19 protein-coding genes are annotated in these 22,425 nt (G+C 70.8%); 9 read left to right on the top strand and 10 right to left on the bottom strand.

What is annotated here, in order from left to right:
* Nucleotide 1 precedes the first annotated feature (1 nt).
* On the top strand, nt 2–592 hold the full coding sequence (locus ACFYPA_RS04955; RefSeq protein ID WP_359082024.1) for a hypothetical protein: 591 nt from the start codon (nt 2–4) through the stop codon (nt 590–592).
* A gap of 61 nt (nt 593–653) precedes the next feature.
* Here the strand turns inward: ACFYPA_RS04955 and ACFYPA_RS04950 are convergent, their stop codons facing one another.
* The 4 genes from ACFYPA_RS04950 to ACFYPA_RS04935 form a co-directional block, all read right to left on the bottom strand.
* Nucleotides 654–1,913, bottom strand: coding sequence for an arginine deiminase (locus tag ACFYPA_RS04950; protein ID WP_389129542.1), 1,260 nt, complete (start codon nt 1,911–1,913; stop codon nt 654–656).
* A 44-nt stretch (nt 1,914–1,957) separates the two neighbouring features.
* The gene (locus ACFYPA_RS04945) at nt 1,958–3,418 is read right to left on the bottom strand and encodes a basic amino acid/polyamine antiporter (RefSeq protein ID WP_359319071.1); all 1,461 of its coding nucleotides are present in this window, start codon (nt 3,416–3,418) and stop codon (nt 1,958–1,960) included.
* 199 nt (nt 3,419–3,617) lie between these two features.
* Nucleotides 3,618–4,493, bottom strand: coding sequence for a GNAT family N-acetyltransferase (locus tag ACFYPA_RS04940; protein WP_359082027.1), 876 nt, complete (start codon nt 4,491–4,493; stop codon nt 3,618–3,620).
* An 86-nt stretch (nt 4,494–4,579) separates the two neighbouring features.
* Nucleotides 4,580–5,164, bottom strand: coding sequence for an NIPSNAP family protein (locus tag ACFYPA_RS04935; RefSeq protein WP_389129539.1), 585 nt, complete (start codon nt 5,162–5,164; stop codon nt 4,580–4,582).
* A 56-nt stretch (nt 5,165–5,220) separates the two neighbouring features.
* Between ACFYPA_RS04935 and ACFYPA_RS04930 the strand changes: the two genes are divergently transcribed.
* On the top strand, nt 5,221–6,147 hold the full coding sequence (locus tag ACFYPA_RS04930) for a helix-turn-helix transcriptional regulator (protein WP_389129536.1): 927 nt from the start codon (nt 5,221–5,223) through the stop codon (nt 6,145–6,147).
* Between the two features lie 255 nt (nt 6,148–6,402).
* A complete protein-coding gene (locus ACFYPA_RS04925; RefSeq protein WP_359319065.1) occupies nt 6,403–7,236 on the top strand; it encodes a PIG-L family deacetylase in 834 nt (277 codons plus the stop codon).
* A 78-nt stretch (nt 7,237–7,314) separates the two neighbouring features.
* Here ACFYPA_RS04925 and ACFYPA_RS04920 read toward each other — a convergent pair whose 3' ends face one another.
* The 3 genes from ACFYPA_RS04920 to ACFYPA_RS04910 all read right to left on the bottom strand — a co-directional run bounded on the left by ACFYPA_RS04920 (nt 7,315) and on the right by ACFYPA_RS04910 (nt 12,824).
* Nucleotides 7,315–7,806 (bottom strand): hypothetical protein, encoded by a 492-nt coding sequence (locus tag ACFYPA_RS04920; protein ID WP_389129533.1) that lies wholly within the window; start codon nt 7,804–7,806, stop codon nt 7,315–7,317.
* Nucleotides 7,803–10,292, bottom strand: coding sequence for a molybdopterin oxidoreductase family protein (locus tag ACFYPA_RS04915; RefSeq protein WP_389129531.1), 2,490 nt, complete (start codon nt 10,290–10,292; stop codon nt 7,803–7,805). The genes ACFYPA_RS04920 and ACFYPA_RS04915 overlap by 4 nt, the downstream gene beginning before the upstream one ends.
* A 258-nt stretch (nt 10,293–10,550) precedes the next feature.
* Nucleotides 10,551–12,824 (bottom strand): catalase, encoded by a 2,274-nt coding sequence (locus ACFYPA_RS04910; RefSeq protein WP_359354264.1) that lies wholly within the window; start codon nt 12,822–12,824, stop codon nt 10,551–10,553.
* 367 nt (nt 12,825–13,191) lie between these two features.
* On the opposite strand from ACFYPA_RS04910, the gene ACFYPA_RS04905 reads away from it, so the two are divergent.
* The 4 genes from ACFYPA_RS04905 to ACFYPA_RS04890 all read left to right on the top strand — a co-directional run bounded on the left by ACFYPA_RS04905 (nt 13,192) and on the right by ACFYPA_RS04890 (nt 17,157).
* Complete coding sequence (locus ACFYPA_RS04905) at nt 13,192–14,289, top strand: glutamate--cysteine ligase (RefSeq protein WP_389129528.1); 1,098 nt, start codon at nt 13,192–13,194, stop codon at nt 14,287–14,289.
* Between the two features lie 142 nt (nt 14,290–14,431).
* Complete coding sequence (locus tag ACFYPA_RS04900; protein WP_389129525.1) at nt 14,432–15,652, top strand: hypothetical protein; 1,221 nt, start codon at nt 14,432–14,434, stop codon at nt 15,650–15,652.
* A 108-nt stretch (nt 15,653–15,760) separates the two neighbouring features.
* Nucleotides 15,761–16,702 (top strand): Ku protein, encoded by a 942-nt coding sequence (locus tag ACFYPA_RS04895; RefSeq protein ID WP_359319055.1) that lies wholly within the window; start codon nt 15,761–15,763, stop codon nt 16,700–16,702.
* Nucleotides 16,703–17,001: 299 nt separating this feature from the next.
* On the top strand, nt 17,002–17,157 hold the full coding sequence (locus tag ACFYPA_RS04890; RefSeq protein WP_359319053.1) for a hypothetical protein: 156 nt from the start codon (nt 17,002–17,004) through the stop codon (nt 17,155–17,157).
* Nucleotides 17,158–17,240: 83 nt separating this feature from the next.
* On the opposite strand, the gene ACFYPA_RS04885 is transcribed toward ACFYPA_RS04890, so the two are convergent.
* Nucleotides 17,241–17,741, bottom strand: a complete 501-nt coding sequence (locus ACFYPA_RS04885) for a DUF1360 domain-containing protein (protein WP_359319051.1) — start codon at nt 17,739–17,741, stop codon at nt 17,241–17,243.
* A 280-nt stretch (nt 17,742–18,021) separates the two neighbouring features.
* Nucleotides 18,022–18,510 (bottom strand): DUF5709 domain-containing protein, encoded by a 489-nt coding sequence (locus tag ACFYPA_RS04880; protein WP_359083874.1) that lies wholly within the window; start codon nt 18,508–18,510, stop codon nt 18,022–18,024.
* Nucleotides 18,511–18,722: 212 nt separating this feature from the next.
* On the opposite strand from ACFYPA_RS04880, the gene ACFYPA_RS04875 reads away from it, so the two are divergent.
* Entirely contained in the window at nt 18,723–19,211 is a 489-nt protein-coding gene (locus tag ACFYPA_RS04875) for a GNAT family N-acetyltransferase (protein WP_359083876.1), read from the top strand.
* 55 nt (nt 19,212–19,266) lie between these two features.
* Here the strand turns inward: ACFYPA_RS04875 and ACFYPA_RS04870 are convergent, their stop codons facing one another.
* On the bottom strand, nt 19,267–20,418 hold the full coding sequence (locus ACFYPA_RS04870; protein WP_389130385.1) for a metallophosphoesterase: 1,152 nt from the start codon (nt 20,416–20,418) through the stop codon (nt 19,267–19,269).
* 694 nt (nt 20,419–21,112) lie between these two features.
* On the opposite strand from ACFYPA_RS04870, the gene ACFYPA_RS04865 reads away from it, so the two are divergent.
* A complete protein-coding gene (locus tag ACFYPA_RS04865) occupies nt 21,113–22,417 on the top strand; it encodes a cellulase family glycosylhydrolase (protein ID WP_389129520.1) in 1,305 nt (434 codons plus the stop codon).
* The last annotated feature ends 8 nt before the right edge of the window (nt 22,418–22,425 follow it).

Raw genomic sequence — 22,425 nt, 5'->3', positions numbered from 1 at the left:
CATGACCGCAGCCGAGCACCCCGTCGTGCCGCGCCAGTCCCCGCCGCCCGGCGAGGGGCCGACGCCCGAGGAGCGGCGCCGGACGATCCGCCGGCGCCTGATCACGGCGACCATCATCGTGCTGCTCATCGGCGTCCCGGCCGGCTATCTGCTGATCTCCGCAGGGCAGAGCCGCCGCTCGGGGCAGGACAAGGCGGCCGAGGCGGCGGCGCAGGGCCTGCGCGAGGGCTGGCCGTCACGGATGCTCCGCCGGATCTTCGAGGTGCCGATCCCCGGGGACGCCAAGGAGGTCCAGTACTACGAGACCAACAACTGGAAGGCGAGCCGGATGTACGTGCAGTTCCGCACGTCGTCCAACGGCCTCGACCGGTTCCTGACCCAGGTGGGCACCGGCCGCGCCGCCCTGGAGACCGGCAAGGTCACCGTCGGCGAGCGCGACACGGACATCGCGGGCTGGTACTTCGGCGAGGGCGTCGCGTGGGCGGGCACCACGCACACCAACGAGGACCCGCGTCCCACCCAGGACATCACCGTCGACATGACGGACCCCATGGCGCCGGTCGTGTACGTCGTCTCCGCCGCGACCCCCTGACCGCCGGGCCGGCGGGCCCCTCGCGGCGGGCCGACGTGGTGGGCCGTCGGGTGTGGTGCGATCAGAAGTCGACCGGCTCGCGGATCAGCGGGCAGGTCATGCAGTGGCCGCCACCGCGTCCGCGCCCGAGCTCGGCGCCGACGATCGTGATGACCTCGACCCCCGCCTCGCGCAGCAGCGCGTTGGTCTGGGTGTTGCGGTCGTAGGTGAAGACGACGCCGGGCCGCAGGGCGACGGCGTTGTTGCCGCTGTCCCACTGCTGCCGCTCGGAGGCGTACACGTCGCCGCCCGTCTCGACGACCCGCAGGCGGGGCAGCCCGAGGCCCTTGGCCACGACGTCGACGAACGGCGTCGGCCCCTCATCGGTGATCTCCACGCCCGAGCCCTTGTCGCCCGGGCGCAGGGAGAAGGTGTGCACGGCGTCCATGATCTTGGGATAGAGGGTGACGAGGTCGCGGTCGGCGAAGGTGAACACCGTGTCGAGGTGCATCGCGGAGCGGAGCCTGGGCATCCCCGCGACGATGACCTGCTCGGCCGCGCCGTTCCTGAACAGGGAGGCGGCGACCTGGGTGATGGCCTGGCGGGAAGTGCGTTCGCTCATGCCCATGAGGACGACCCCGTTGCCGACGGGCATGATGTCGCCGCCCTCGAACGTGGCCTGTCCCCAGTCCTGTTCGGGGTCGCCCCACCACACCGTGCTGTCCTTGAAGTCGGGGTGGAAGGTGTAGACCGCCTTCATCAGCAGGGTCTCCCCGTGCCGGGCGGGCCAGTACAACGGGTTGAGCGTCACACCGCCGTAGAGCCAGCAGGTGGTGTCGCGGGTGTACAGGGTGTTGGGGAGCGGGGGCATCAGGTACTCCCGTGCCCCGGTCGCCTCGCGCGCCAGCGCCACGTAACCGGAGCGGAAGCCGGCCGGCAGGTCGGTGGTCGACAGGCCGCCGATCAGGTACTCGGCGAGCTGCCGGGAGTCGAGGGCGTCCAGGAACGCCCGTGTGTCGTCGACGAGCCCGAGGCCGACCTCGTTGGCGACGATCTTGCGGTCCAGGAGCCAGCTCCTGGCCGCGGGGATGTCCATGGTCCGGGCGAGCAGATCGTGCAGCTCGACGACGTCGACCCCGCGGGCGGTCAACTGCTGGACGAAGTCCGCGTGATCGCGCTGGGCGTTCTCCACCCACATGACGTCGTCGAAGAGCAGGTGGCCGGAGTTGGTCGGGGTGAGCCGGCGATGGGCGAGGCCGGGCGCGCACACCAGGACCTTGCGGAGCCTGCCGACCTCGGAGTGAACGCCGAGGGCCGGTCCGGCAGGGGTGTCGGGACTCATCGCAGTGCGCCTTTCGATCGGGTACGGCACGGGTCGGGTACGGGTCACAGCTCGATCCAGCCCACCGCCAGGGCGATCACGCCCAGCACGGCACCGGCGACCGAGACGGCGCAGATGAGGGCCTCGCGGGGGGAGAACGGACGCCGGTTCTGCTCGCGCCTGGCCTTGACGAACAGGAACGTCGCGGGCGCGTAGAGGATGAAGGAGACGAGGACGAACTTCAGCCCGGCGGCGTACAGCAGGAACGCCGTGTACAGCGTGGCGACGACGGCGGTCACGAGTTCCGGGCGGCTGCTGTGCCCGGAGCTCGCCGCACGGCCCGGGCCGAAGCAGATCTTCACGGCGAACCCGGCGGCGAGCAGGAACGGGATCAGGCTCAGCGAGCTGGTCAGGTCGAGCGCGAAGTTGAACGCGTCGTCGGAGAACATCGTGACGACCAGCACGACCTGGCTCAGCGCGGTGGTCATGAGCAGTGCGGGGACCGGCACGTCCTCGGAGGTGGCGCGGCCCAGGAACCGGGGCATGTCCTTGTCCTTGGCGGCGACGAAGAGCACCTCCGCGGCCATCAGCGTCCAGGCGAGATAGGCGCCGAGCACCGACACGATCAGACCGACGCTGACGAAGACCTTGCCCCAGGTGCCGACGGCGTGCTCCAGCACGCCCGCCATGGACGGCTGGCGCAGCTCGGCGATCTCGGCCATCGGCATGATGCCGTAGGACACGATGGTGACGGAGGCGAAGACCGCGAACACACTGAGGAACCCGAGGACCGTGGCCCGGCCGACGTCCTCGCGTCGCTTGGCGTGCCGGGAGTAGACGCTGGCGCCCTCGACCCCGAGGAAGACGAAGACCGTGGCCAGCATCGTCCCGCGGACCTGGTTGAACAGCGAGCCCGCGTAGTCTGCCCCGCCCCAGTTGTCCACGAAGACGTCCGTGTCGAGGTAGAACAGCGCGAGGACGACGAACACCAGGATCGGCACGACCTTCGCCACGGTCACGATCCTGTTGATCGCCGCCGCCTCCTTGACGCCGCGTCGGATCAGCAGGAAGAACGCCCACAGCCCGACCGAGGAGAGGACGACGGCGAGGAAGGTGTCGCCGTCACCGAGCGCGGGCCAGATCGCGCCGATCGTCGACATGATCAGCACCCAGTACGTGACGTTGCCGACGCAGGCACTCGCCCAGTAGCCGAACGCCGAGAAGAACCCGAGGTACTCGCCGAATCCGGCCTTGGCGTACGCGTACACACCGGCGTCCAGGTCGGGCCGCCGCACGGCCAGCGTCTGGAAGACGAAGGCGAGCATCAGCATGCCCGTCCCCGCGATCGCCCACGCGATCAGCGCCCCGGCCACCCCGGTCTCCTGCGCGAAGCGGCGCGGCAGCGAGAAGACCCCGGCCCCGACCATCGAACCGACCACCATCGCGGTCAGCGTCACCAGGGTCAGCTTCGCCGCCGGCCGGTCGGCGGGGGCCGGGGCCGCCGTGCTGGTCTCTGCTTGGCTCATGACTTCCCTCGTCTGTGCGCCGGGATGCGTCGGACGACCTGCGGGTGCCACTGGCTCGTTGACGGGTTCGGTGGGGTGAACGCCAGTGCCCCGTACCTCCATCGAGCGAAAATATAGTGCAATTCGGTACATAATGTGCGCAGGAGCGAGTGTCGCGCAGATACGTAATCGATCAGTTCTTCGACAGGCGGGACAGCGTTCAGGATGGAGCCGGCGCGGACGGGAAGTCGTACACCGCGAAGTCCGCCACCGGGCGGTATCCGATCCGCTGGTACAGGCCGTTGCTCGTGGGGTTGGCCAGGTCGGTGAACAGCAGCACCTCCGCCGCACCCGCCGCCACCGCGGCCCGGCCGGCCTCGACCGTCGCCGCGCCCGCGTAGCCACGGCCGCGCAGGTGCGCGGGGGTGTAGACGGGGGCCACCCTGGCCTGCCCGGCGACCACCGGGGACACGCCCGCCATGGAGACCGGGGTGCCGTCCGGAGTCACCCACAAGGTGATGCGCCCCCCGGCGATGCGTGCGTCGGCCCAGGAGCCGGCGTCGGACCCATGGCCGGAACCGATGGAGGCGACGAAATCGTCGTGCCAGCGGATGAGTTGCTCGCGGTCCCGCGCCCCCGCGATCCGGCTCCGGCCCTCGGGGCGCGGTTGCGGCGCGGTGAGTGTGCCGAGGCGGTACAACCGCTGGCGCTCATGGAGGTCCGCGGTCGCGCCGGTGTGCCGTTGCCAGGCCTCGGCGAAGGAGGCGGCGGTCTCGCGGTCCGCGCTGACGGCCGGGAGGCGATGGCCGAGGGCGGCCAGATGAGCGGCGAGCCCGTCGGACTCGTCAGGCGTGAGAGGAGTGAGGTTCAGGGGGCGCGGCGGGGTGCGGAAGTAGGTCGCACGGACCTCGCCCGCTCTCTCGAGGATGCCGAAGACGGGGGCCTCGGGGCCGTACGCGTGCGGTCCGCGCGTACGCAGCGCCTCGGTCACCGTCAGGGGGAGGGTGTGCAGTGCGGGGCGTGAGTGCAGGAAGTCGCCCGCGCGGGCGAGGAAACGGTCGACCTCGTCGGTGACGTGCCAGATATCGGGGTGCATGCCCGATGATCCCCTGCGCGCACGGGCGGCGCCTGTGGTTTTTCACCTGAAGGGCAGGTACGGACGCCGCGCCGACAAGACACTCCTCAAGTCCTGGCGCTCCGGCCGGAGCGCGGGGCCGGCCCACCCGTCACCGGTTCCAGCCGCAGCCGCCGGACCGGCCACGGTGGTGGCTCCGCCGGGCCGAACCAGACCCGCACATCCTCCCCGGAGCGGACGGGAAGGAGGGGATAGTCGTTCTCGGCGTGCTCGGTGCGGTGCAGTGCGTGGCCCGGGCTCAGATGCCGGGCGGCGTACGCGTCGAAGGAAGCCGCGTCCGACGGATGGCAGACGGTCGCGGCCACCTCACGGGCGCCGGGCTCCGTTGTGAAGCCTGGGCCGCGCAGCAGCAGGACGTCGTCGCTGTCGGTCATGGTGGCGTTGGCCTCGGCGCGGTGCTTCCGCCAGACCGGGCCGGTGTAGAAGGCCTCCAGCGCGTGCCGGCGGTGCCGCATGTCGGGGAACGTGCGCAGCCAGACGAAGCGGTCCGGGTCGTCCAGGTCGCGGAACCGGCCTCCGACGCCGATGCCCGCCGACTGCTGCCCGGTCACGAACGCGCGCTCGAACAGCTCGATCAGCGTCTCCCGGGCTCCGGGGCGCAGGGTGTACTGCCGGAGTTCGACGATGCTCATGCGCCCCAGGCTATGAGTACTCCACTGACACCTCCTGTCAGTGGATACTGAGCGGCATGCGCGCGAGCCGACTGGTCACTCTGCTTCTGCTGCTGCAGAACCGCGGCCGGATGACGGCCCAACAACTGGCCGAGGAGCTGGAGGTCTCCGTCCGCACGGTCTACCGGGACGTCGAGGCGCTCGCGGCCGCCGGAATCCCGCTGTACGGCGCCGCTGGGCACGCGGGTGGCTACCGACTGGTCGACGGTTACCGGACCAGGCTCACCGGACTCACCACGGACGAGGCACAGGCTGCCTTCCTTGCCGCGCTCCCCGGCACCGCCGCCGAGCTCGGCCTCGGCGAGGCGCTCGCCGCGGCCCAGCTGAAGCTGCGGGCGGCACTCCCGGCGGAGCTGCGCGCCCACGCCGGGCGCATTCAGGAACGGTTCCTGCTCGACGCCCCCGGCTGGTACGGCGACGCGGACCGCTCGCCCCACCTGGCCCCGGTCGCCGCCGCCGTGTGGGCGCGGCGGGCGGCGCTGCTGAGGTATCGGAGGTGGCGGGCGCCGGAGGAGATCGAGCGGCGTGTGGAGCCGTACGGGCTCGTGCTCAAGGCGGGCCGCTGGTACGTGGTGGCGGGCGGGCCGTCCGGGATCCGCACCTACCGGGTCGACCGGATCCTCGGCTTCCGGCCGCTGGAGGAGTTCGTCGTGCCGGACGGTTTCGACCTGGCCGGGTACTGGAACACCTACCTGGCCGGCTTCCGGGCCCGGCTGCACACCGGGGAAGCCCTGGTGCGGCTCACCCCGGAGGGCGCGCGGCGTCTCGGCGTGGCACCCGTGAGTGACGGATGGGCGGAGGCCCGGGTGCCCATCGAGTCGATCGACCACGCCCACGGGGAGTTCCTGCGCATGGGCACCGACATCGAGGTCCTGGCCCCGGCCGAACTGCGCGACCGCATCGCCGCGACCGTACGCACCCTGGCCAGGAGTTACGGGAGTTGATCCGCCGGCGCATGGCGGCCGCCCCCTCTCGTGAACCGGGCGCGGGCGGGGGAAGATCCGGCGGAAGTGTGTGACAGGTCACGCCGGGAACACCCGGTCCGGCCCGCGCGGTTGCATCGACCGGGGACCGGCGCCGTACGGGCCGGGAACACGGAGACCGCAGGGTCCTCCGCCCCGCCGTGGCTCCGGCCCCGGGATCGCGGTACGCCCGCCGCGCGCTTCGACCAAGACGTATGTCCGCAGGAGGACTGTTACATGACTGACCGGCCCTTGACGCTCATGGCAGTACACGCCCACCCCGATGACGAGGCCACCGGAACGGGAGGGGTCCTCGCGCGGTACGCGGCGGAAGGTATTCGCACCGTTCTCGTGACATGTACCGACGGCGGTTGCGGTGACGGGCCGGGGGGCGTCAAGCCGGGCGGCCCCGGGCACGATGCGGCGGCCGTCGCCCTGATGCGCCGTCAGGAACTTGAGGCGAGCTGTGAGGTCCTGAAGGTCAGCGACCTGGAGATGCTGGACTACGCCGACTCCGGGATGATGGGCTGGCCGAGCAACGACGCCCCCGGGTCCTTCTGGCAGACCCCCGTGGAGGAGGGTGCCGCCCGACTGGCGGAACTCATGCGGCACTACCGGCCCGACGTGGTCGTCACGTACGACGAGAACGGCTTCTACGGCCACCCCGACCACATCCAGGCCAACCGCATCACGACGGCGGCGCTGGAGATGACCGACCTGACGCCGAAGGTGTACTGGACGACGATGCCCCGCTCGATGATGCAGCGGTTCGGCGAGACCATGCGCGAGTTCCAGGAGGACATGCCGGAGCCGGACCCCGCGGAGGCCGCCGCGCTGGCCGAGATCGGCCTCCCGGACGACGAGATCACCACATGGGTGGACACCACCGCGTTCAGCGGTCAGAAGTTCGACTCGCTGGCCGCTCACGCCAGTCAGGGCGAGAACATCTTCTTCCTCAAGATGGGCAAGGAGCGGTTCGCCGAGTTCATGGGCATGGAGACCTTCGTACGCGTCAAGGACACCACCGGCGCGGCTCTGCCCGAGAACGACCTCTTCGCCGGACTGCGCTGACCCGCCCGGCCGGCCGGAGCCCGGAGCAGCGACCCGGCGAGCGCCGGGCCCCCTGCGGACGGCTCCGTCCGGCTCTGCTCACAGACTCGTGAGGACCTGGGGGGACAGGTTCTTGATCATGGTGTTGGCCCAGCGCATCTGCCGCAGCGTCTGGGGGTGACAGGCGGTGGCCAGGTCCAGCAGGCGCTCGTCCTTCGCCGCCTGTCCCGCTTGGGCGAGCATCTCCCAGTACAGGGAGTTGCCCGCCGCCGCGAGGTGGATGTCCCGTAGGTCCATCAGCAGGAGGAGACCTGGCTCCGGCCGGTGACCCAGGGATTCGGCGGTCTTCTCACGGAGCGTCGGGGCGAACCCGGATGCGGACGTGTGCGCGGGGCCGTCGAGAGCCAGGCCGTAGTGGTCCGCCGTCTCCGCGAGGCGGACGCAGGCCACGCTCGACCAGGTGACCAGGTCCTTGGCGACGTGGTGGACCTCGTGCTCGGTGCTGTGGCGTTCGGCGACGACGACCAGGTCCTTGGCCAGTTGCCGCTCTCCGTGGTGCAGCGCACGCAGGGTGAGGGTGATGCCGTTCACTGTGTGCCTCCTGCGGTCTCGTCCCCGTGCGTGCCGGTCGTCTCCAGGACCTGGGCGGTGGCGCCGCCCTCGGTGGGCCGGACGACGCCCGGGCGGGAGGGCGCCGACGCGGTGGTCGTGGGCGCCGGAGCGGGGCGCCCCGAGCTCTTCTCGATGAGGGTGACGGCGGCAGCGGCCGTCTTGAACAGCGGCTGCTTGGACACCGGATCCCAGTCGGTGATGGTCGTCTCGTTCGCGGCGCGCGGCGGGGTCCGGCCGTCCGGGCCCGAGCCGGAGGCCGTGTCCCAGTAGCCGTAGTGGAAGGGGACGAACAACAGGCCGGACCGGATGTCGGTGATCCTCAGCCGCCCCCGCAGGGCGCCACGCGGACTGGTGACCTCCACGAGATCGCCCTCGCCGAGTCCCCGGGCTTCCGCGTCGGAGGAGGAGATCTCCACCCACACGTCGGGCGCCGCGGCGTTCAGCTGGGGCGCGCGGCCGGTCTTGGTGCGGGTGTGGAAGTGGTAGAGGGTGCGTCCGGTCGTCAGCTGGAACGGATACGTGTCGCTCGGCGCCTCGTGCGGCGGGAGGTACTCGGCGGCTTTGAGCATCGCCTTGCCGTCCGGGTTGAGCGAGCGGTACTCGACCGCGGTGACGGACGCACCGGTCACGAGGTCCTTGCCATACGTTTCACACACGTCCGGATCCGCCCAGGCGATGCCGTCGGTGTACAGGCGGTCGGTTCCCTCCGGCGCCTGCTCGTTGCACGGCCACTGGATGCCACTGGCCCCCCGGAGCATGCCGTAGGTGAGGCCGGTGTAGTCGCAGGGCCGGCCGGCGCTGCAACGCTTCCACGCCTCGAACGTGGACTCCGGGTCGTGCCAGGTGATCAGCGGGGCGCCGTCCTTGTCGCGGAAGTCCATACGCCGGGCGTAGTCGAGGAAGATGTCGAGGTCGGGCCTCGCCTCTCCCGGCGGTTCGACGGCCTTGTCGGACAGATGCACGGTGCGGTCCGCGTTCGTGAACGTGCCGGTCTTCTCACCCCACGTCGCAGCCGGCAGGACCACGTCCGCCAACTGTGCCGTCTCCGTGAGGAACAGGTCCTGGGCGACGACGAACAGCCGTTCCTGGGACAGGATCGAACGGATCCGCGACAGTTCGGGCAGGGAGACAGCCGGATTGGTGCCGCTGATCCAGAGCATCCGGATCGATCCCTGCTCCGCGTAACGGAACATCTGCATGGCATGGGTGGGCGGCGCGTAGTGCGGGATCGTCGAGGGTTCGACGTTCCACACCGCGGCGAGGTCGGCCACCTGCTCGTCGTTCTGCCAGTTCCGGAACCCCGGCAGGTCGCCGTTGGCGCCGCACTCCCGGGTGTTCTGCGCGGTGGGCTGACCGTTCATCTGCAGCACGCCGGCACCCGGCCGCCCCAGCATGCCGCGGAGCAGATGGAGGTTGTTGATCTGCACCGCGGCGGCCGTGGCCTGGTGGGACTGGTAGACACCCTGCAGCACGGTGGACAGCAGCCTGTCCGCCGTGCCGAGCACCTCCGCGGCCTCCACGATCCGCGCCGCGGGAACGTCGCAGATGCGCGACGCCCACTCGGGGGTGCAGTCCTCCACCATCTTCGCCAGCTCCTCGAAGCCGACGGCGTGGGCCGCGATGTAGCCGTGGTCGATGTGGCCGGTGCGGATGATCTCGTGCAGGAGCGCGTTGAGCAGCGCCACGTTGGTCCCGGCCCGTGGAGCGAGGTGGACGGCCGCCGCACGAGCGACCCGCGTGGGCCGCGGATCCACGCACACCAGACGCGGCGGATCGCCTCCCTCCAGCCGGTCGAGGATACGCATCCACTGCACGGGCTGGGTCTCGGCCAGATTATGACCGAACAGCGCGATCACATCGGCGTGGTCGATGTCGTCGTACGTACCGGGCTGACCGTCGCAGCCGAAGGACTCCTTGAGCGCCTCGGCCGCCGTCGACGTACACAGACGGGTGTTGCCGTCCAGATGATTGGTGCCGATACCGGCCCGGGCCGCGACCGCCAGCGTGTAGTACTCCTCCAGGAACAACTGGCCCGAGGTGTAGAAACCGATCGACCCGGGACCGCGCTCCTGGAGCAGCTCGCGCGAACGATCGGCCACCAGTGCCATCGCGGTGTCCCAGTCCGTTTCCACCAGCTGCCCGTCACGACGGATCAGCGGCTTGGTCAGCCGGTCCGACGAGGCGTTGGCCTGCCAGCCGAACGCGTCCTTCGGCCCCAGCCGGCCACGGTTGACACGGTCCACGGCCCGGCCGCGCACCCCCACCATCCGGCCGTCCTTGACCGCGATGTCCATGGCGTCACCGTCGGAATGCAGAATCGAGGCGGCCTGCACCCACCGCTCCACATCAGCGGACTCCACACCCGTCGCCAGATGGGTGTCCACCCGCGACGGCCACGCCTGCCCCCGGGCGTAGGGAGTACGGCCGCCCCACGGCTGCGCGATCCGGTCAACCGAAGTCTCCATACGTACCTCCCGGCCAGCACCTACGGCGCCCGTCGCACCGACCGCACATCGGTACCCGCGACGGCCTTCTCCTAACGTCTCCTCGGCCGCCTGCCGTGACCCGGCACAGGAGGAGCACGCCCGCGGCAGTTGACGGACGCCGGCGTGTGCGGCCGAGCGCGCACCATCCCACCGACGTGCTCCGCTCCGGCGTGCGGGGCGGAGCCGCCGACGGTCAGACGGTGGCCGGAGAGGTGGTCAAACGGTGGCCGCGGGCGGTCAGACGGTGGTCGGGAACCGTTCCCAGACCCGGTGGGAGCCGAGCAGCGTGGTGATTTCCTCCAGCACCTGAGTGGCGTCCCCGCCCGCGACGACGCCGGGGGTGCTCACAGCACAGCCGGCCGCGGTGACGACCTGCTCCCCGTCGTTCCACGCGCCGATCGCCTTGCCGTGCCGGTACGCCTCGTTGACCAGGAGCAGCACCCGGGGATCGGCGGCCGGGCCGGGTCCGCCGCCCGCCTTGGCGTCACGCGAGCCGACGGCGTCGTCGCCGGAGCCGGGAGCGCCGGCGAGCAGGACCGCGTCGAACTCGACGGAGCGGGCCGTCGCGAAGGTGCGCTGCACCGTGATCGGGTCGCCGTCAGGGTCGAGCACGCCTCCGGCGGGGGCGATGACCAGGGGCACCATCCCGCCCTGCCGCACCGCCGCGCACACCGTGCGGACACCGGCGAGGTCGGCGTCCTTGTCGGCGACGATGCCGATGACGCGGCCGTCCACCGGCCAGACCTGCCCGAGCTGCGAGAGGGCGGGGCTGGGGTCCGGGTCGGCGAGGGCGCCGTCGGCCTCGGGCGCGGGGAGGCCGAGCCCGGCCGCCACCTGCGCGCACAACTCGCCGTCGATCCGGGCAAGCACCTTGAGACCGCGTTCCTTGACCGTCTGCTCGTAGCACTTGCCGAGCTCGAAGGTGTACGCGGCGATGATGTGGTCGCGCTCCACGGGCGTCATGCTGAGCCAGAAGAGGCGGGGCTGGCTGAAGTGGTCGTCGAACGACTCGGCGGCCTCGCGCACCTTCCGGCTCGCGGCGACCTCGGTGGGCACCTCGACGAACGCACCGGTGTCGGCGCCCGCCTGGAACGGGCAGCCGCCGTCGAGGGAGTTGGGGCGGTACGGTGCCACGCCCCGGTGGACCGCTGTCTGGTGCATGCCGTCACGCAGCATGTCGTTGACCGGGGCGTGGGTCCGGTTGATGGGCAGCTGCGGGAAGTTCGGGCCGCCCAGGCGGGTGAGCTGGGTGTCCACGTAGCTGAAGAGCCGGCCCTGGAGCAGCGGGTCGTTGGTGACGTCGATGCCCGGCACCATGTTGCCGACGTGGAAGGCGACCTGCTCGGTCTCGGCGAAGAAGTTCGAGGGATTGGCGTTGAGGGTCATCAGGCCGATCGGCTGTACCGGTGCGAGCTCTTCCGGGACGATCTTCGTGGGGTCCAGCAGGTCGATGCCCCGGAACATCTGCTCGGGGTTGTCCGGGAAGGTCTGGACGCCCAGTTCCCATTGCGGGAAGGCGCCTGCCTCGATGGCGTCGGCGAGGTCCCTGCGGTGGAAGTCCGGGTCCACGCCACTGGTGATCTGGGCCTCTTCCCACACCTGGGAGTGGATGCCGAGCTTCGGCTTCCAGTGGAACTTGACCAGCGTGGCGGCGCCCTCCGTGTCGACGAGCCGGAAGGTGTGGACGCCGAAGCCCTCCATCATGCGGTACGAGCGCGGGATGCCCCGGTCCGACATGTTCCACAGGGTGTGGTGCGTCGCCTCGGAGTGCAGGGTCACGAAGTCCCAGAACGTGTCGTGGGCGCTCTGGGCCTGCGGGATCTCCCGGTCGGGGTGCGGCTTGCCGGCGTGGATGATGTCGGGGAACTTGATGGCGTCCTGGATGAAGAAGACCGGGATGTTGTTCCCGACGAGGTCGAAGACGCCCTCCTCGGTGTAGAACTTCGTCGCGAAACCGCGGGTGTCGCGTACGGTGTCCGCCGATCCGCGGGAACCGAGCACGGTGGAGAACCTTACGAAGACGGGTGTCTCCACGTCCTTGGCCAGGAAGGCGGCCTTCGAGATCTTGGCCGCGGCCCCGTACCCGCGGAAGACGCCGTGGGCGGCCGCACCGCGCGCGTGCACCACTCGCTCGGGGATGCGCTCGTGGTCGAAGTGGGTGATCTTCTCCCGGAGATGGTGGTCCTGGAGCAGGACGGGCCCGCGCGGGCCCGCCTTGAGTGAGTGGTCGGTGTCGTAGAGCCGTGCCCCCTGTGCCGTGGTCAGGTAGGCGCCGCTCTGTGCGTTGCGGCCGGGGCCCGCTCCGGTGGGCTGGCCGGTCGGGCTGACCGTCTCGGGCCCCGTCTGGTCGGGCTTGGGCGGCAGCGGCTCGCGCGGCTCCGTCGGCTCCTCGAGGGACGGTGCGGCGCTGCTCGGCGCACCCGGGACGCCGTCCTGCGGCCCGTCGCTGCCGAGGACGGCGTTTGCCGCCTTCTCCACCATCGACTGAAGGGGATTCTTGTCGTCACTCATGGACTACTCCTGATCAGAGGGGGGTCTACGCATCAGTGCCCGGCTTCGCATGCTTTGTAGCGGTGCACTCGGGGGAAGCCCGGCGGCGGACCTGTCCGGCAGGTCGCGGGGCGGCTGCCGGACACCCCGTTCCTGGGCCGCGGCCGAGCAGCGTGTTGCGGTTCTCCGGGAAACGCCGTCCCGTCGGAGCCGGGAACGGGGTGCTCACCCGACGCGACAGCCGGGCCACCGGTCTGACGGGTCAGGTGCCGGCGGCGTGGGCCCACCGACGAGGCCGCTGAGATACGGCAGGGGCGGGGAGGAGACGCTCACACGGTGTCCTCGTGTCCTGCGTCGATGCCGTGGGGCGACCAGTGACACTGACCCGATGGAACCGGTCACCATCGGCGTGGAAGAAGAGTATGTGCTGCTCGACCCGGTCACCGGGTTGCCGGTCGCCGCGGGGGAGCAGGTGAGAGCCGCCGCGGGAATGGCGGTGAGCGTCGGCGAGGGCGAAGTGCAGCCCGAGCTCCTGCAGGTGCAGATCGAGGTGGCCACGCCCGTGTGCGAAGGGCTGGAGGAGGTCGGCGGTCATCTGTTGCGCCTTCGCCTCGCCGCCAACGCCGCCGCCGAGGCCCACGGGTGCCGGCTCGCCGCCTGCGGCACGCCGCCCCGCAGGGGTTCGTCCGCCCCCGTGACCGAACTGGCACGCTTTCGCGCCCTGCGGTCACAGGCCCCGCAGTTGGTGGCCGAGCAGCTGATCAACGGCATGCACGTGCACGCGTCGGTACCGAGCCGTGAAGTGGGCGTAGCCGTCCTGAACCGGCTGCGGCCCTGGCTCCCCGTTCTCGTCGCGATGTCCGCGAACTCGCCGTTCTGGGACGGGCATGACACGGGATTCGCCAGTTGGCGCACCGTTCTCTTCGACCGCTGGCCCGTCAGCGGGCCGCCCCCCGACTTCGCGGACGCCGCGGACGAAGCGAGGCGCATCGAGACGCTGGTGCGGAGCAGGATCATCCGCGACACGGCACAGCTGTACTGGCAGGCCCGGCTCTCCGATCGCTACCCGACCGTCGAAGTGCGGTGCTGCGACGTCCAGCTGCGGGCGGACGAGGCGGTCATGTTCGCCGGCATCGTGCGCGCGCTGGTCACCACCGCCGTCCAGGAGATCGAAGCGGGAACGCCCACGCTCCACAGCCCCATGGAAGTGCTCCAGGCGGCCACATGGCAGGCTGCCCGGTACGGCCTGGGCGGGCAGCTGATCACCGCCACCGGTACGCGTGTCAGCGCCGGTGACGCGGTCGCCCGGCTGATGGAGCACATCACGCCCGCGCTGGACGCGGCAGGTGAGACCCGGGAACTCTCCGCACTCGTACACCGTCTGCTGCGGCAGGGGACGCCCGCCGATCGCCAGCGCCGGGCACTCGTGGAAGGCGGCCTGAAGGCAGTGACCGATCTGATCCTGGCCGACACCACGGCGGACTGATCCGTCGGGCCCCGCCCTGCGGCGGCGGGCGAGGCGGTCGGCGCTGAGGCGACCCCGGGCGGCGGAGGCGGGGGCGGCGGTTGCGGCGGAGGGCCGGGCCACGCGTCGGCCGGGAGGAGCCGCGGCGTGCGAACGTGGGTGCATGACCGACGATGATGCGTGCACCCCGCCGAGCTCGTGCGCCCGGTCCGACGAGCGCGTGATCGGGCTGATAGCCGAACCGGGCCAGGCGGAGGATGTGGCGCGGAAGATGGCGAGCGAGCTGCCGGAGATCCTGTCCCGGTGCACGGACGGCGACGGCTCGGCCGGTGCGCCGTGGCGGGTGGAGGTCGTCCGCCGCCTGCTGCCACTTGACCCGGCGGGTGACCTGCGGCTCCTGGAGGTCGCCCGTGAACACCGTCGCCCTTCCTGGACCGCGGCGGTCGTGCTGACCGAGCTTCCCCGCCGCGTGGGTGGCCGCCCGATCCTCGCCGACTGTGCCCCCGAGCACGGCGTGGGACTGATCTCGCTGACCGCGATGGGCGCGTTCGCGATCCGGCGCAGGACACGGAAGCTCCTCGTCCACCTGATCACCACCCACTTCGCTCCCGAGATGGAGCCGGCCGGCGACAGCGAACCGTACGACGCCCAGCCGCGCGCCGCACTTCCCCGCCGGTTCCACACCGTCGACGAGCGCGAGCCGCACGACGATGCCGCAGGCACCGGGCCCTTCGTGGAGACGAACGTGGAACTCGACGGTTCCGGCCTGCACTACGCGCTGTCCGGCAAACGCGGCCAGGCCCGGCTGCTCGCCGGGATGGTGCGCGCCAACCGACCCTGGCGCCTGGTGCCGTCCCTGTCGCCCGCCCTGGCCGGCGCTCTGGCCGGGGCGGCCTTCGGCGTGTTCTACTCCAGCATCTGGCAGCTGGCCGACGCCTCCAGCATCGCCCGCCTGGCGTTCGTCACCGTGCTCTCCACGGCCTCCATGATCGCCTGGCTGGTGCTCAGCAACGGCCTGTGGGAGCGCCCGGCCACCTCGCGGGCGCGCCGTCTCTCCGCGCTGTACAACGCGGTGACCCTGCTGACCGTCTCCACCGGCGTCGCGATCATGTTCCTGTTGCTGTTCACGGCCACCTTCCTGGGCACCTGCGTCGTCATTCCAGCCGGCTTCCTCTCCCGTACGCTCCACCACGAGGTCGGGCTGTCCGACTACGCGACGCTGGCGTGGCTGGCCGCCTGCCTGGGGACGCTCGCCGGCTCCCTCGGCTCCGGTCTCGCCGATGAGGAGACCGTACGGCGGGCCGCCTACAGCCGCCGCGAACGCGAACGACAGGACCGACGCGCAGCCGCCGAAGCCACAGCCCGGCACGAACAGGACGCATAGAGCCCCGGGGGACGGCTGTCGCGCAGCGGCCTGCGGTGATCCAGATGCGGTCCGCCCGCTTCGGCCCAAGGATCGGAGTGCGGGCGAACCTGCGAGGTGGAGGTGTGTATGCCACGGCCATTGTGGAGCGGGGCCATCAGCTTTGGCCTGGTCACGATTCCTGTCAAGATCATCAGCGCGACGGAGGACCACTCGATCCATTTCCGCCAGGTGCATCTGGAGGACATGGGCAGGGTCCGTACGCGCAAGATCTGCTCGATCGACGGCGAGACCGTACCGCAGGAAGAGATCGGCAAGGGATACGAGGTGACGAAGGACGAGGTCGTCACCGTCACCGATCAAGAGCTCGAAGCGATGCCCCTGCCGACCGCGAAGACGATCGAGATCGTCGCTTTCGTCGACGCCGACACCATCGACCCGGTCCGGATCGGGGACAGCTACTACCTCGGAGTCGGCGGCGACGTCGCGAAGAAGCCCTACACCTTGCTGCGCAAGGCACTGGAGCGCTCAGCCAAGGTGGCCGTCGCGAAGTTCGCGTGGCACGGCCGTGAGCGGCTCGGGCTGCTGAGGGTGCGCGAAGGAGCCATCGTCCTGCATGCGATGCACTGGCCGGACGAGATCCGTAGCCCGGAGTCCCTCGCGCCGAAGGAGGTCGAGCTGGACGACGACGAGATCGAACGGGCCGTGCAGCTCACCGACACCATGGCGACCGATGGGATGACCGAATTCCGGGACCACTACCGCGACGCGCTGGAAGAGCTCATCGAGGCGAAGGCCGAGGACAAGGTGCTCCCGGAACCGGCCGAAGGCGGACAGCAGCAGGAGTCCGGGAAGGTCATGGACCTGATGGCGGCCCTCAACGCATCGGTCCAGGCGGCGAAGGAAGGCCGTGGCGAGCAGGGCGGGGATGCCACGGTGCACGAGATGAAGCCGAGGAAGAAGACCGCGGCGAAGAAGACCGCGGCGAAGAAGCCGGCAGCGAAGAAGACAGCGGCCAAAAAGGGAAGCCCCGCCCGGAAGACGCCGGCGAAGAAGCGCACCGCGTCCTGACCGGCCGCGCCGATCCTCCCCGTCCCGCGCTCGCGCCGCTCTGATTGCGGGGGAGCCGGGCCCCAGGAGAGTGGGAGAGGAGCGGACGGATATCCGGGCTCCCCTAGGGTCTGTCGTCGAACTGCCGTCTGCCGAGCGACGCCGTGCACGCACTCTCGCCGCACCGGCCCCAGACCCCGGTACGTCCAGTACAGGGGCCCGGGGCCGGCACGCCGAGAGCACGCGCCTGAGGCCGCGCGGCCGCCCTTCGGGCGACGACGGCAGTTTGACGTCACGCCCCAGGACTGGAGGCAGGGCAGATGAGTGAAGACACCCCTTCCCAGGCGGAAGGCGATCGCGACACCGCTGACGAGCCGAGCGAGTCGGTGCGGCGCCGCCAGGCCGAGCCGCCGCGCACCACCCCCTCGCAGGCCGAAGGAGACGACGACTCCGGCGAGGACGACTCCGGCAACTGAGCCGGACCCGCCCACGGAGCTCCGTCACCCACCGAGCCGGCTGGGACAGGCTGCCGGGGCGGGGCCGGGCGGTACGTGTCCGCTCAGCCCTCGGCGTTCTCCTGGGTCCAGGCCCAGGCGTACTGCAACCAGTCGGCGATGGCCATGGCGGTGAGGCCCGTGCCGATGAGCCGTGCACCGCGCGGAGCCACTACGTAGGTCCCCAGGAGCCCGGAGGCCGTCCAGGAAGCGGCACAGAACGGGCACGTCACCAGGTCGCCCAGCGCGAGCCGCAGTCCGCTGCCCCGCGGCTCGTCCATGACCTCGCCCGCCGTCGTGTCCTCCGAGCGACGCGAGAAGGGCGCCCGGAGAAAACTGGTGACCTTGTCCTTGGTCAGCAGACGCGCCGTCTTGTACGTGGCCACGCCGAGCAGCGCCACGTCCCACGGCGGGATCCGCTCAGGCAGGACGACACCGCGTCGCCGTGCGATCACCGCGAAGGCCCCGGTGGCGGCGGCGAAGGTCGCGGCGATGACGGCGTAACCCATGAGGGGTACGGCCCCTCGCTCATCGTAGGACTGTCCGGTGGACTCTTCGGGGGTCATGGCGCCTCCATCGGGGAGTGGTGGGCTCGGAAGTCGGCCGTGGGCGGCCGCTGCGACGTCGGGCGCCGAACGGTTGCTCCCGCCCGGCGTCGCGGGGTGGTCTCGGGAGAGGCAGTGCACGAGAGGACGTGGACCGGACGAGTCCGCGGAGCCCGCCGGCGCGGAGGCGGGTGATTCCGCGCCCCTGATCCGCCCCCCTTCGAGCTCGTCCGGCAGCCCGTCCGGCCTCCCGGGGCCCGTGTCAGTCCAGGTCATCAGTCCTGGTCATCGGCCCTGGTCATCAGCCCTGGTCATCGGGGCCCGGTGGAAGGTCCTCCTCGCGCACGATGTGGACCGCGGCTTCCTCAGCGCCCGCCGCGCCGCCGTCAATGCCCGCATCCGAGGCCACCACTTCCTTGGTGGTGTCCGGGCGCACGCCTTCGTCAGGGGCCACCAGACGGCCGGCGCGGCCCGCCCCGGCCTCCGGATCGACGGGTTCCCCCTCGCCGCCCGGCACATCACCGACGCCGTCACCGTCGGGCTGTTCCGTATCGGGCACTTCCTGCGCGAGCCGCTCGTCGAGCGACTCGCCCTCGTGCTGTTCCGCCGCCGTGGTGCCGGTCTTGGTGACTCCCAGCGGTCGCTCCGGCGGGGAGTAGCCCTCGTCGAGCATGTCGTCGTAGGTACGCTCGTCCACCGCGTCCTGCAGGTCCAGCGGCGCCGCGTCCTCCTGTTCCTCGTTGTCGCCGGTGGGCTGGTAGGCGTCGTCCGCCATGTTCTGGTCGCTCATCACTACCTCGCGCTTCGGGTAAGAACTGGTCGCGCTCCGCAACTGATCGTCGCGCTTCGCGTCCTCGAAGTGCCCGCGACACACTCCGCCAAACGATCTGCCCCCAGGTTCCGCCCTCCCGTGACCCCCCGGTGCGCGAACACCGGCACTCTGCCGGGGCGAATGCCCTACCGTTCCATGCTGTGCTTCCACGTCGAATCGGAGAGCGTCTGATGGCCGACGGAGTAGTTCTCGACGGAGTGCTGACCCGGCTCGTCCCGACGACCGAGGACGACGTGGACCTGCTCGCCCGATGGTTCACGTCCCCGGACTTCGTCGAGCACTGGGGTGGCGTACCCCTATCGCGTGCCGAGGTGGCCGAGAAGTACGTCGGGCGGCGCCGGCCGCAGGTGGAGTCCTACCTCGTACTGGCCCGGGGCACACCGGTGGGCTACGCACAGTACTGGCACGCCGACGACGCCGAAGGCGGCATCGACATGGTGCTGGGGCCGGAGGCGCGAGGCCGGGGCCTGGGGCCCGACGCCGCTCGCGCGCTCCTTGCGCACGTGGGCGGGAACCTCGGATGGCGGCGCGTGACGGTCGATCCCGCGAGGGGGAACGTACGGGCCGTGCGCGCCTGGGAGAAGGCCGGTTTCCGGCCGGTGTCGAGCGAAGCCGGGAACTTCCTGATGGAGTTCCGCTTTTCCGAGGCCCCTGGCTGACCGACCGGCCCGGACGGCCGGCGCCCCGAGCGCGGCCGGGGCACCAGGACTTCGCTCAGACGGCCTGGGCGGGCGGCCCCAGCGGGGAGCGGAGAACGAGCAGGGTGATCTCGCTCGGCGCGAAGACGCGGAACGGCGGGCCCCAGAAGCCGGTGCCGCGGCTGGTGTAGAGGAGTGTGCGGGCGCCGTGGCGGCTGAGTCCGGCGAGGGCGGGCTGGTCGATGCGGACGAGATGGTGGAAGGGCCAGATCTGGCCGCCGTGGGTGTGGCCCGAGAGCTGGAGATCGACGCCTCCCGCGGCGGCGCGGTCGACGAACTTGGGCTGATGGGCCAGGAGCAGGACGGGCAGGTCGGGGTCGGCGCCGCTCAGGGCACCCTCGAGGTGGGCGCGGTGTCCGGCCAGGCCGGAGGACTCGGCGGTGACGTCGTCCACGCCGGCGACCACGAGGGTGTCGCCGCCGCGTTCGAGCAGCAGATGACGGTTGCGCAGCGGCTCCCAGCCCAGTTCGTCCATCAGGTCGACCCAGCCCTGGGCCTCGCTGTAGTACTCGTGGTTTCCGGTGACGTAGACCCGCGCCCGGGCGGCTCGTACGGTGCCGAGCGGAGCGGCCTGGGCGCGGCGGCGTTCGGCCGTGCCGTCCGCGATGTCGCCCGTGTGGCAGACCAGGTCGGCCTCCAGGGCGTTGACCTTCACGCAGACCCGCGCCGACCAGCCGGCGCGGTCGAGCGGTCCGTAGTGGGTGTCGGTGATGAGCACGACGCGGGTGCCGTCCAACCCCGCTCCCAGACGCGGGAGTTGTACGTCGATCCGGCGCACCCGTGGTACCCGGCGCGCCTCGGCGTACCCCCAGGCGAGCAGCACGGCGGCTACGCCGAGGGCCGCCCAGCTGACGATCCGGGCCCGGGTCTGCCCGTCGCCCGCACCGGCCACGGTCAGGGCGAGGCGGAGCAGGACGCCGAGCAGGACGGACCAGGTGAACAGGACCCAGCTCGCCCCGAGGAGGGTGTCTCCCACGATTGCCGCGCGGTCCTGCTGCCGTCGGCCGTGGCCGCGCGCCATCGCGAGCGGCATGGTGATCAGACCGACGACGAACAGGGCGGTTCCGCCCAGCGCCACGGGGAGCGGCCAGTGCTGGCCCGCGTGCAGGAGCACCCAGCAGGGCACAGCCCACAGCAGAACAGGGGCGATCAGAGGGATGTAGCGCATCAGGCGGCGCAGTCGACCCTGCTGTGTCGCCTGTGCCGCACTGTCCGCGGATCGGGCTTCGCCGGTTTCGGTCACGCTTCCCCTCCTCAAGGAACCAGACTGCCGGCGCGCACTGTACCCGGTCGTCGCAGGACGGGCCCGGCCGTCCGCAGGGTGGTGAACGGCTGGTACGCAAGTCGGCGGGGGTTCTGCCAATCGACCCCGGCGACGCGGCGATATCCGTCCTGTACCGGTTTACCGACTAGGAACGTAAATGCGTGTCGTGTGACTGTCAATCACTCGCACCGACCATGTTTTTGCTGGCTGATCACCACTTCATTCTGAGTGATAGTGCCGGCCAGGCGGTTTAGCGGTTTAGTTTTTGAAGGTTCCGTCCGATCGGTGGGCGGATCGTGAACTCGCTATTGACAGCGTCGTCGCACCCGGTGCCTCATGGTGTGGCGACGGCCCGTTCGAGCCACATTCGGCCGAAGTCGCAGCTGGTCGACGTCAGTTGGCCGGTGCTGCCCCCCCCACCACGATGTCTGCGAAGCCCACCCTCGGTGACACTCCCGCCGAGGTGCGTGCGGCGCTCATCAAGCGTGCCCGCAAGGGCCCGTGGCGTGTGCGGACATCGTTGTCACGGAGGGGTCGCCCGTCCATTGGCCTCGTCCCGCTCGGTACCCGTACCCCCATGCGCAACCGAGGAGAGAAAATGCGAAAGCCGAGAAGCACCCTGATCACGACGGCGGGCATGGCGTTGGCCGCTGCCTTGGGCCTGTTCGGCTCGATTGCCGGTCCTGTCGCGGGTGAGGCCGAGGCCGCACCCACAGGCATCCGTGTCAGTGACGGCCGCGTGGTCGAGGCGAACGGGAACGAGTTCGTCATGCGGGGGGTCAACCACGCCTACGCCTGGTACCCCGAGCAGACGACCTCCATCGCCGACATAGCGGCCAAGGGCGCCAACACCGTCCGCGTCGTCCTCGGCAGCGGCGACCGGTGGACGAAGACGAGCGCTTCTGAGGTCTCCGCCCTCATCGGCCAGTGCAAGGCCGGCAAGGTCATCTGTGTGCTGGAGGTGCATGACACCACCGGCTACGGCGAGGACGGCGCCGCCACCACGCTGGACAAGGCAGCCGACTACTGGATCGGCGTGAAGAGCGCGCTGGAGGGGCAGGAGGACTACGTCGTCGTCAACATCGGCAACGAACCGTTCGGCAACACGGACGCCGCGGCCTGGACAGGCGCCACGAAGAGCGCGATCAGCAAACTGCGGAACGCCGGCATCGACCAGGCCCTGATGGTGGACGCCCCCAACTGGGGCCAGGACTGGTCCGGGACCATGAGGGACAACGCCGCCTCGGTCTTCGCGTCCGACCCCGACCGCAACACCGTCTTCTCGATCCACATGTACGGCGTCTACGACACCGCCGCCGAGGTGCGGGACTACCTGCACCACTTCGTCGACAACAAACTGCCCGTCGTCGTGGGTGAGTTCGGGAACCAGCACAGCGACGGCAACCCGGACGAGGACGCCATCATGGCGACCGCGCAGTCGCTGGGCGTGGGCTACATCGGCTGGTCCTGGAGCGGCAACGGCGGCGGCGTCGAGTACCTCGACCTGGTCAACGGCTTCGACGCGAACTCCCTGACGACCTGGGGCAACCGCCTCTTCAACGGCGCCAACGGCATCGCTGCCACCTCCGAGACCGCCACCGTCTACGGCGGCGGGGAGGAGCCGGGCGGCGGCGGGACCGGCGGCACCGCCCCCAACGGATATCCGTACTGCGTCAACGGCAGTTCGTCCGATCCTGACGGTGACGGGTGGGGCTGGGAGAGCAGTCGCTCCTGCGTCGTCCGGGGCAGCGGCGCGGACAGCGGCAGCGGAACCGGCGGCGGCACCGCCCCGAACGGGTACCCGTACTGCGTCAACGGCAGTTCGTCCGATCCTGACGGTGACGGGTGGGGCTGGGAGAGCAGTCGCTCCTGCGTCGTCCGGGGCAGCGGCGCGGACAGCTGACAGAACGC

Origin of the sequence: Streptomyces sp. NPDC005775 (assembly GCF_042871565.1) — a bacterium.
Taxonomy (GTDB): Bacteria; Actinomycetota; Actinomycetes; order Streptomycetales; family Streptomycetaceae; genus Streptomyces.
This window is presented reverse-complemented; position numbering and strand designations above follow the sequence as displayed.

Bases quoted from the DNA above. Each gene is read 5' to 3' on its own strand.
- ACFYPA_RS04895 (WP_359319055.1), top strand. From the start codon at position 15,761: ATGCCACGGCCATTGTGGAGCGGGGCCATCAGCTTTGGCCTGGTCACG.
- ACFYPA_RS04910 (WP_359354264.1), bottom strand. From the start codon at position 12,824: ATGAGTGACGACAAGAATCCCCTTCAGTCGATGGTGGAGAAGGCGGCA.
- ACFYPA_RS04885 (WP_359319051.1), bottom strand. From the start codon at position 17,741: ATGACCCCCGAAGAGTCCACCGGACAGTCCTACGATGAGCGAGGGGCC.
- ACFYPA_RS04930 (WP_389129536.1), top strand. From the start codon at position 5,221: ATGCGCGCGAGCCGACTGGTCACTCTGCTTCTGCTGCTGCAGAACCGC.
- ACFYPA_RS04905 (WP_389129528.1), top strand. From the start codon at position 13,192: ATGGAACCGGTCACCATCGGCGTGGAAGAAGAGTATGTGCTGCTCGAC.
- ACFYPA_RS04955 (WP_359082024.1), top strand. From the start codon at position 2: ATGACCGCAGCCGAGCACCCCGTCGTGCCGCGCCAGTCCCCGCCGCCC.
- ACFYPA_RS04925 (WP_359319065.1), top strand. From the start codon at position 6,403: ATGACTGACCGGCCCTTGACGCTCATGGCAGTACACGCCCACCCCGAT.
- ACFYPA_RS04945 (WP_359319071.1), bottom strand. From the start codon at position 3,418: ATGAGCCAAGCAGAGACCAGCACGGCGGCCCCGGCCCCCGCCGACCGG.
- ACFYPA_RS04880 (WP_359083874.1), bottom strand. From the start codon at position 18,510: ATGAGCGACCAGAACATGGCGGACGACGCCTACCAGCCCACCGGCGAC.
- ACFYPA_RS04875 (WP_359083876.1), top strand. From the start codon at position 18,723: ATGGCCGACGGAGTAGTTCTCGACGGAGTGCTGACCCGGCTCGTCCCG.
- ACFYPA_RS04915 (WP_389129531.1), bottom strand. From the start codon at position 10,292: ATGGAGACTTCGGTTGACCGGATCGCGCAGCCGTGGGGCGGCCGTACT.
- ACFYPA_RS04900 (WP_389129525.1), top strand. From the start codon at position 14,432: ATGACCGACGATGATGCGTGCACCCCGCCGAGCTCGTGCGCCCGGTCC.
- ACFYPA_RS04940 (WP_359082027.1), bottom strand. From the start codon at position 4,493: ATGCACCCCGATATCTGGCACGTCACCGACGAGGTCGACCGTTTCCTC.
- ACFYPA_RS04950 (WP_389129542.1), bottom strand. From the start codon at position 1,913: ATGAGTCCCGACACCCCTGCCGGACCGGCCCTCGGCGTTCACTCCGAG.
- ACFYPA_RS04890 (WP_359319053.1), top strand. From the start codon at position 17,002: ATGAGTGAAGACACCCCTTCCCAGGCGGAAGGCGATCGCGACACCGCT.
- ACFYPA_RS04935 (WP_389129539.1), bottom strand. From the start codon at position 5,164: ATGAGCATCGTCGAACTCCGGCAGTACACCCTGCGCCCCGGAGCCCGG.
- ACFYPA_RS04865 (WP_389129520.1), top strand. From the start codon at position 21,113: ATGCGAAAGCCGAGAAGCACCCTGATCACGACGGCGGGCATGGCGTTG.
- ACFYPA_RS04870 (WP_389130385.1), bottom strand. From the start codon at position 20,418: ATGCGCTACATCCCTCTGATCGCCCCTGTTCTGCTGTGGGCTGTGCCC.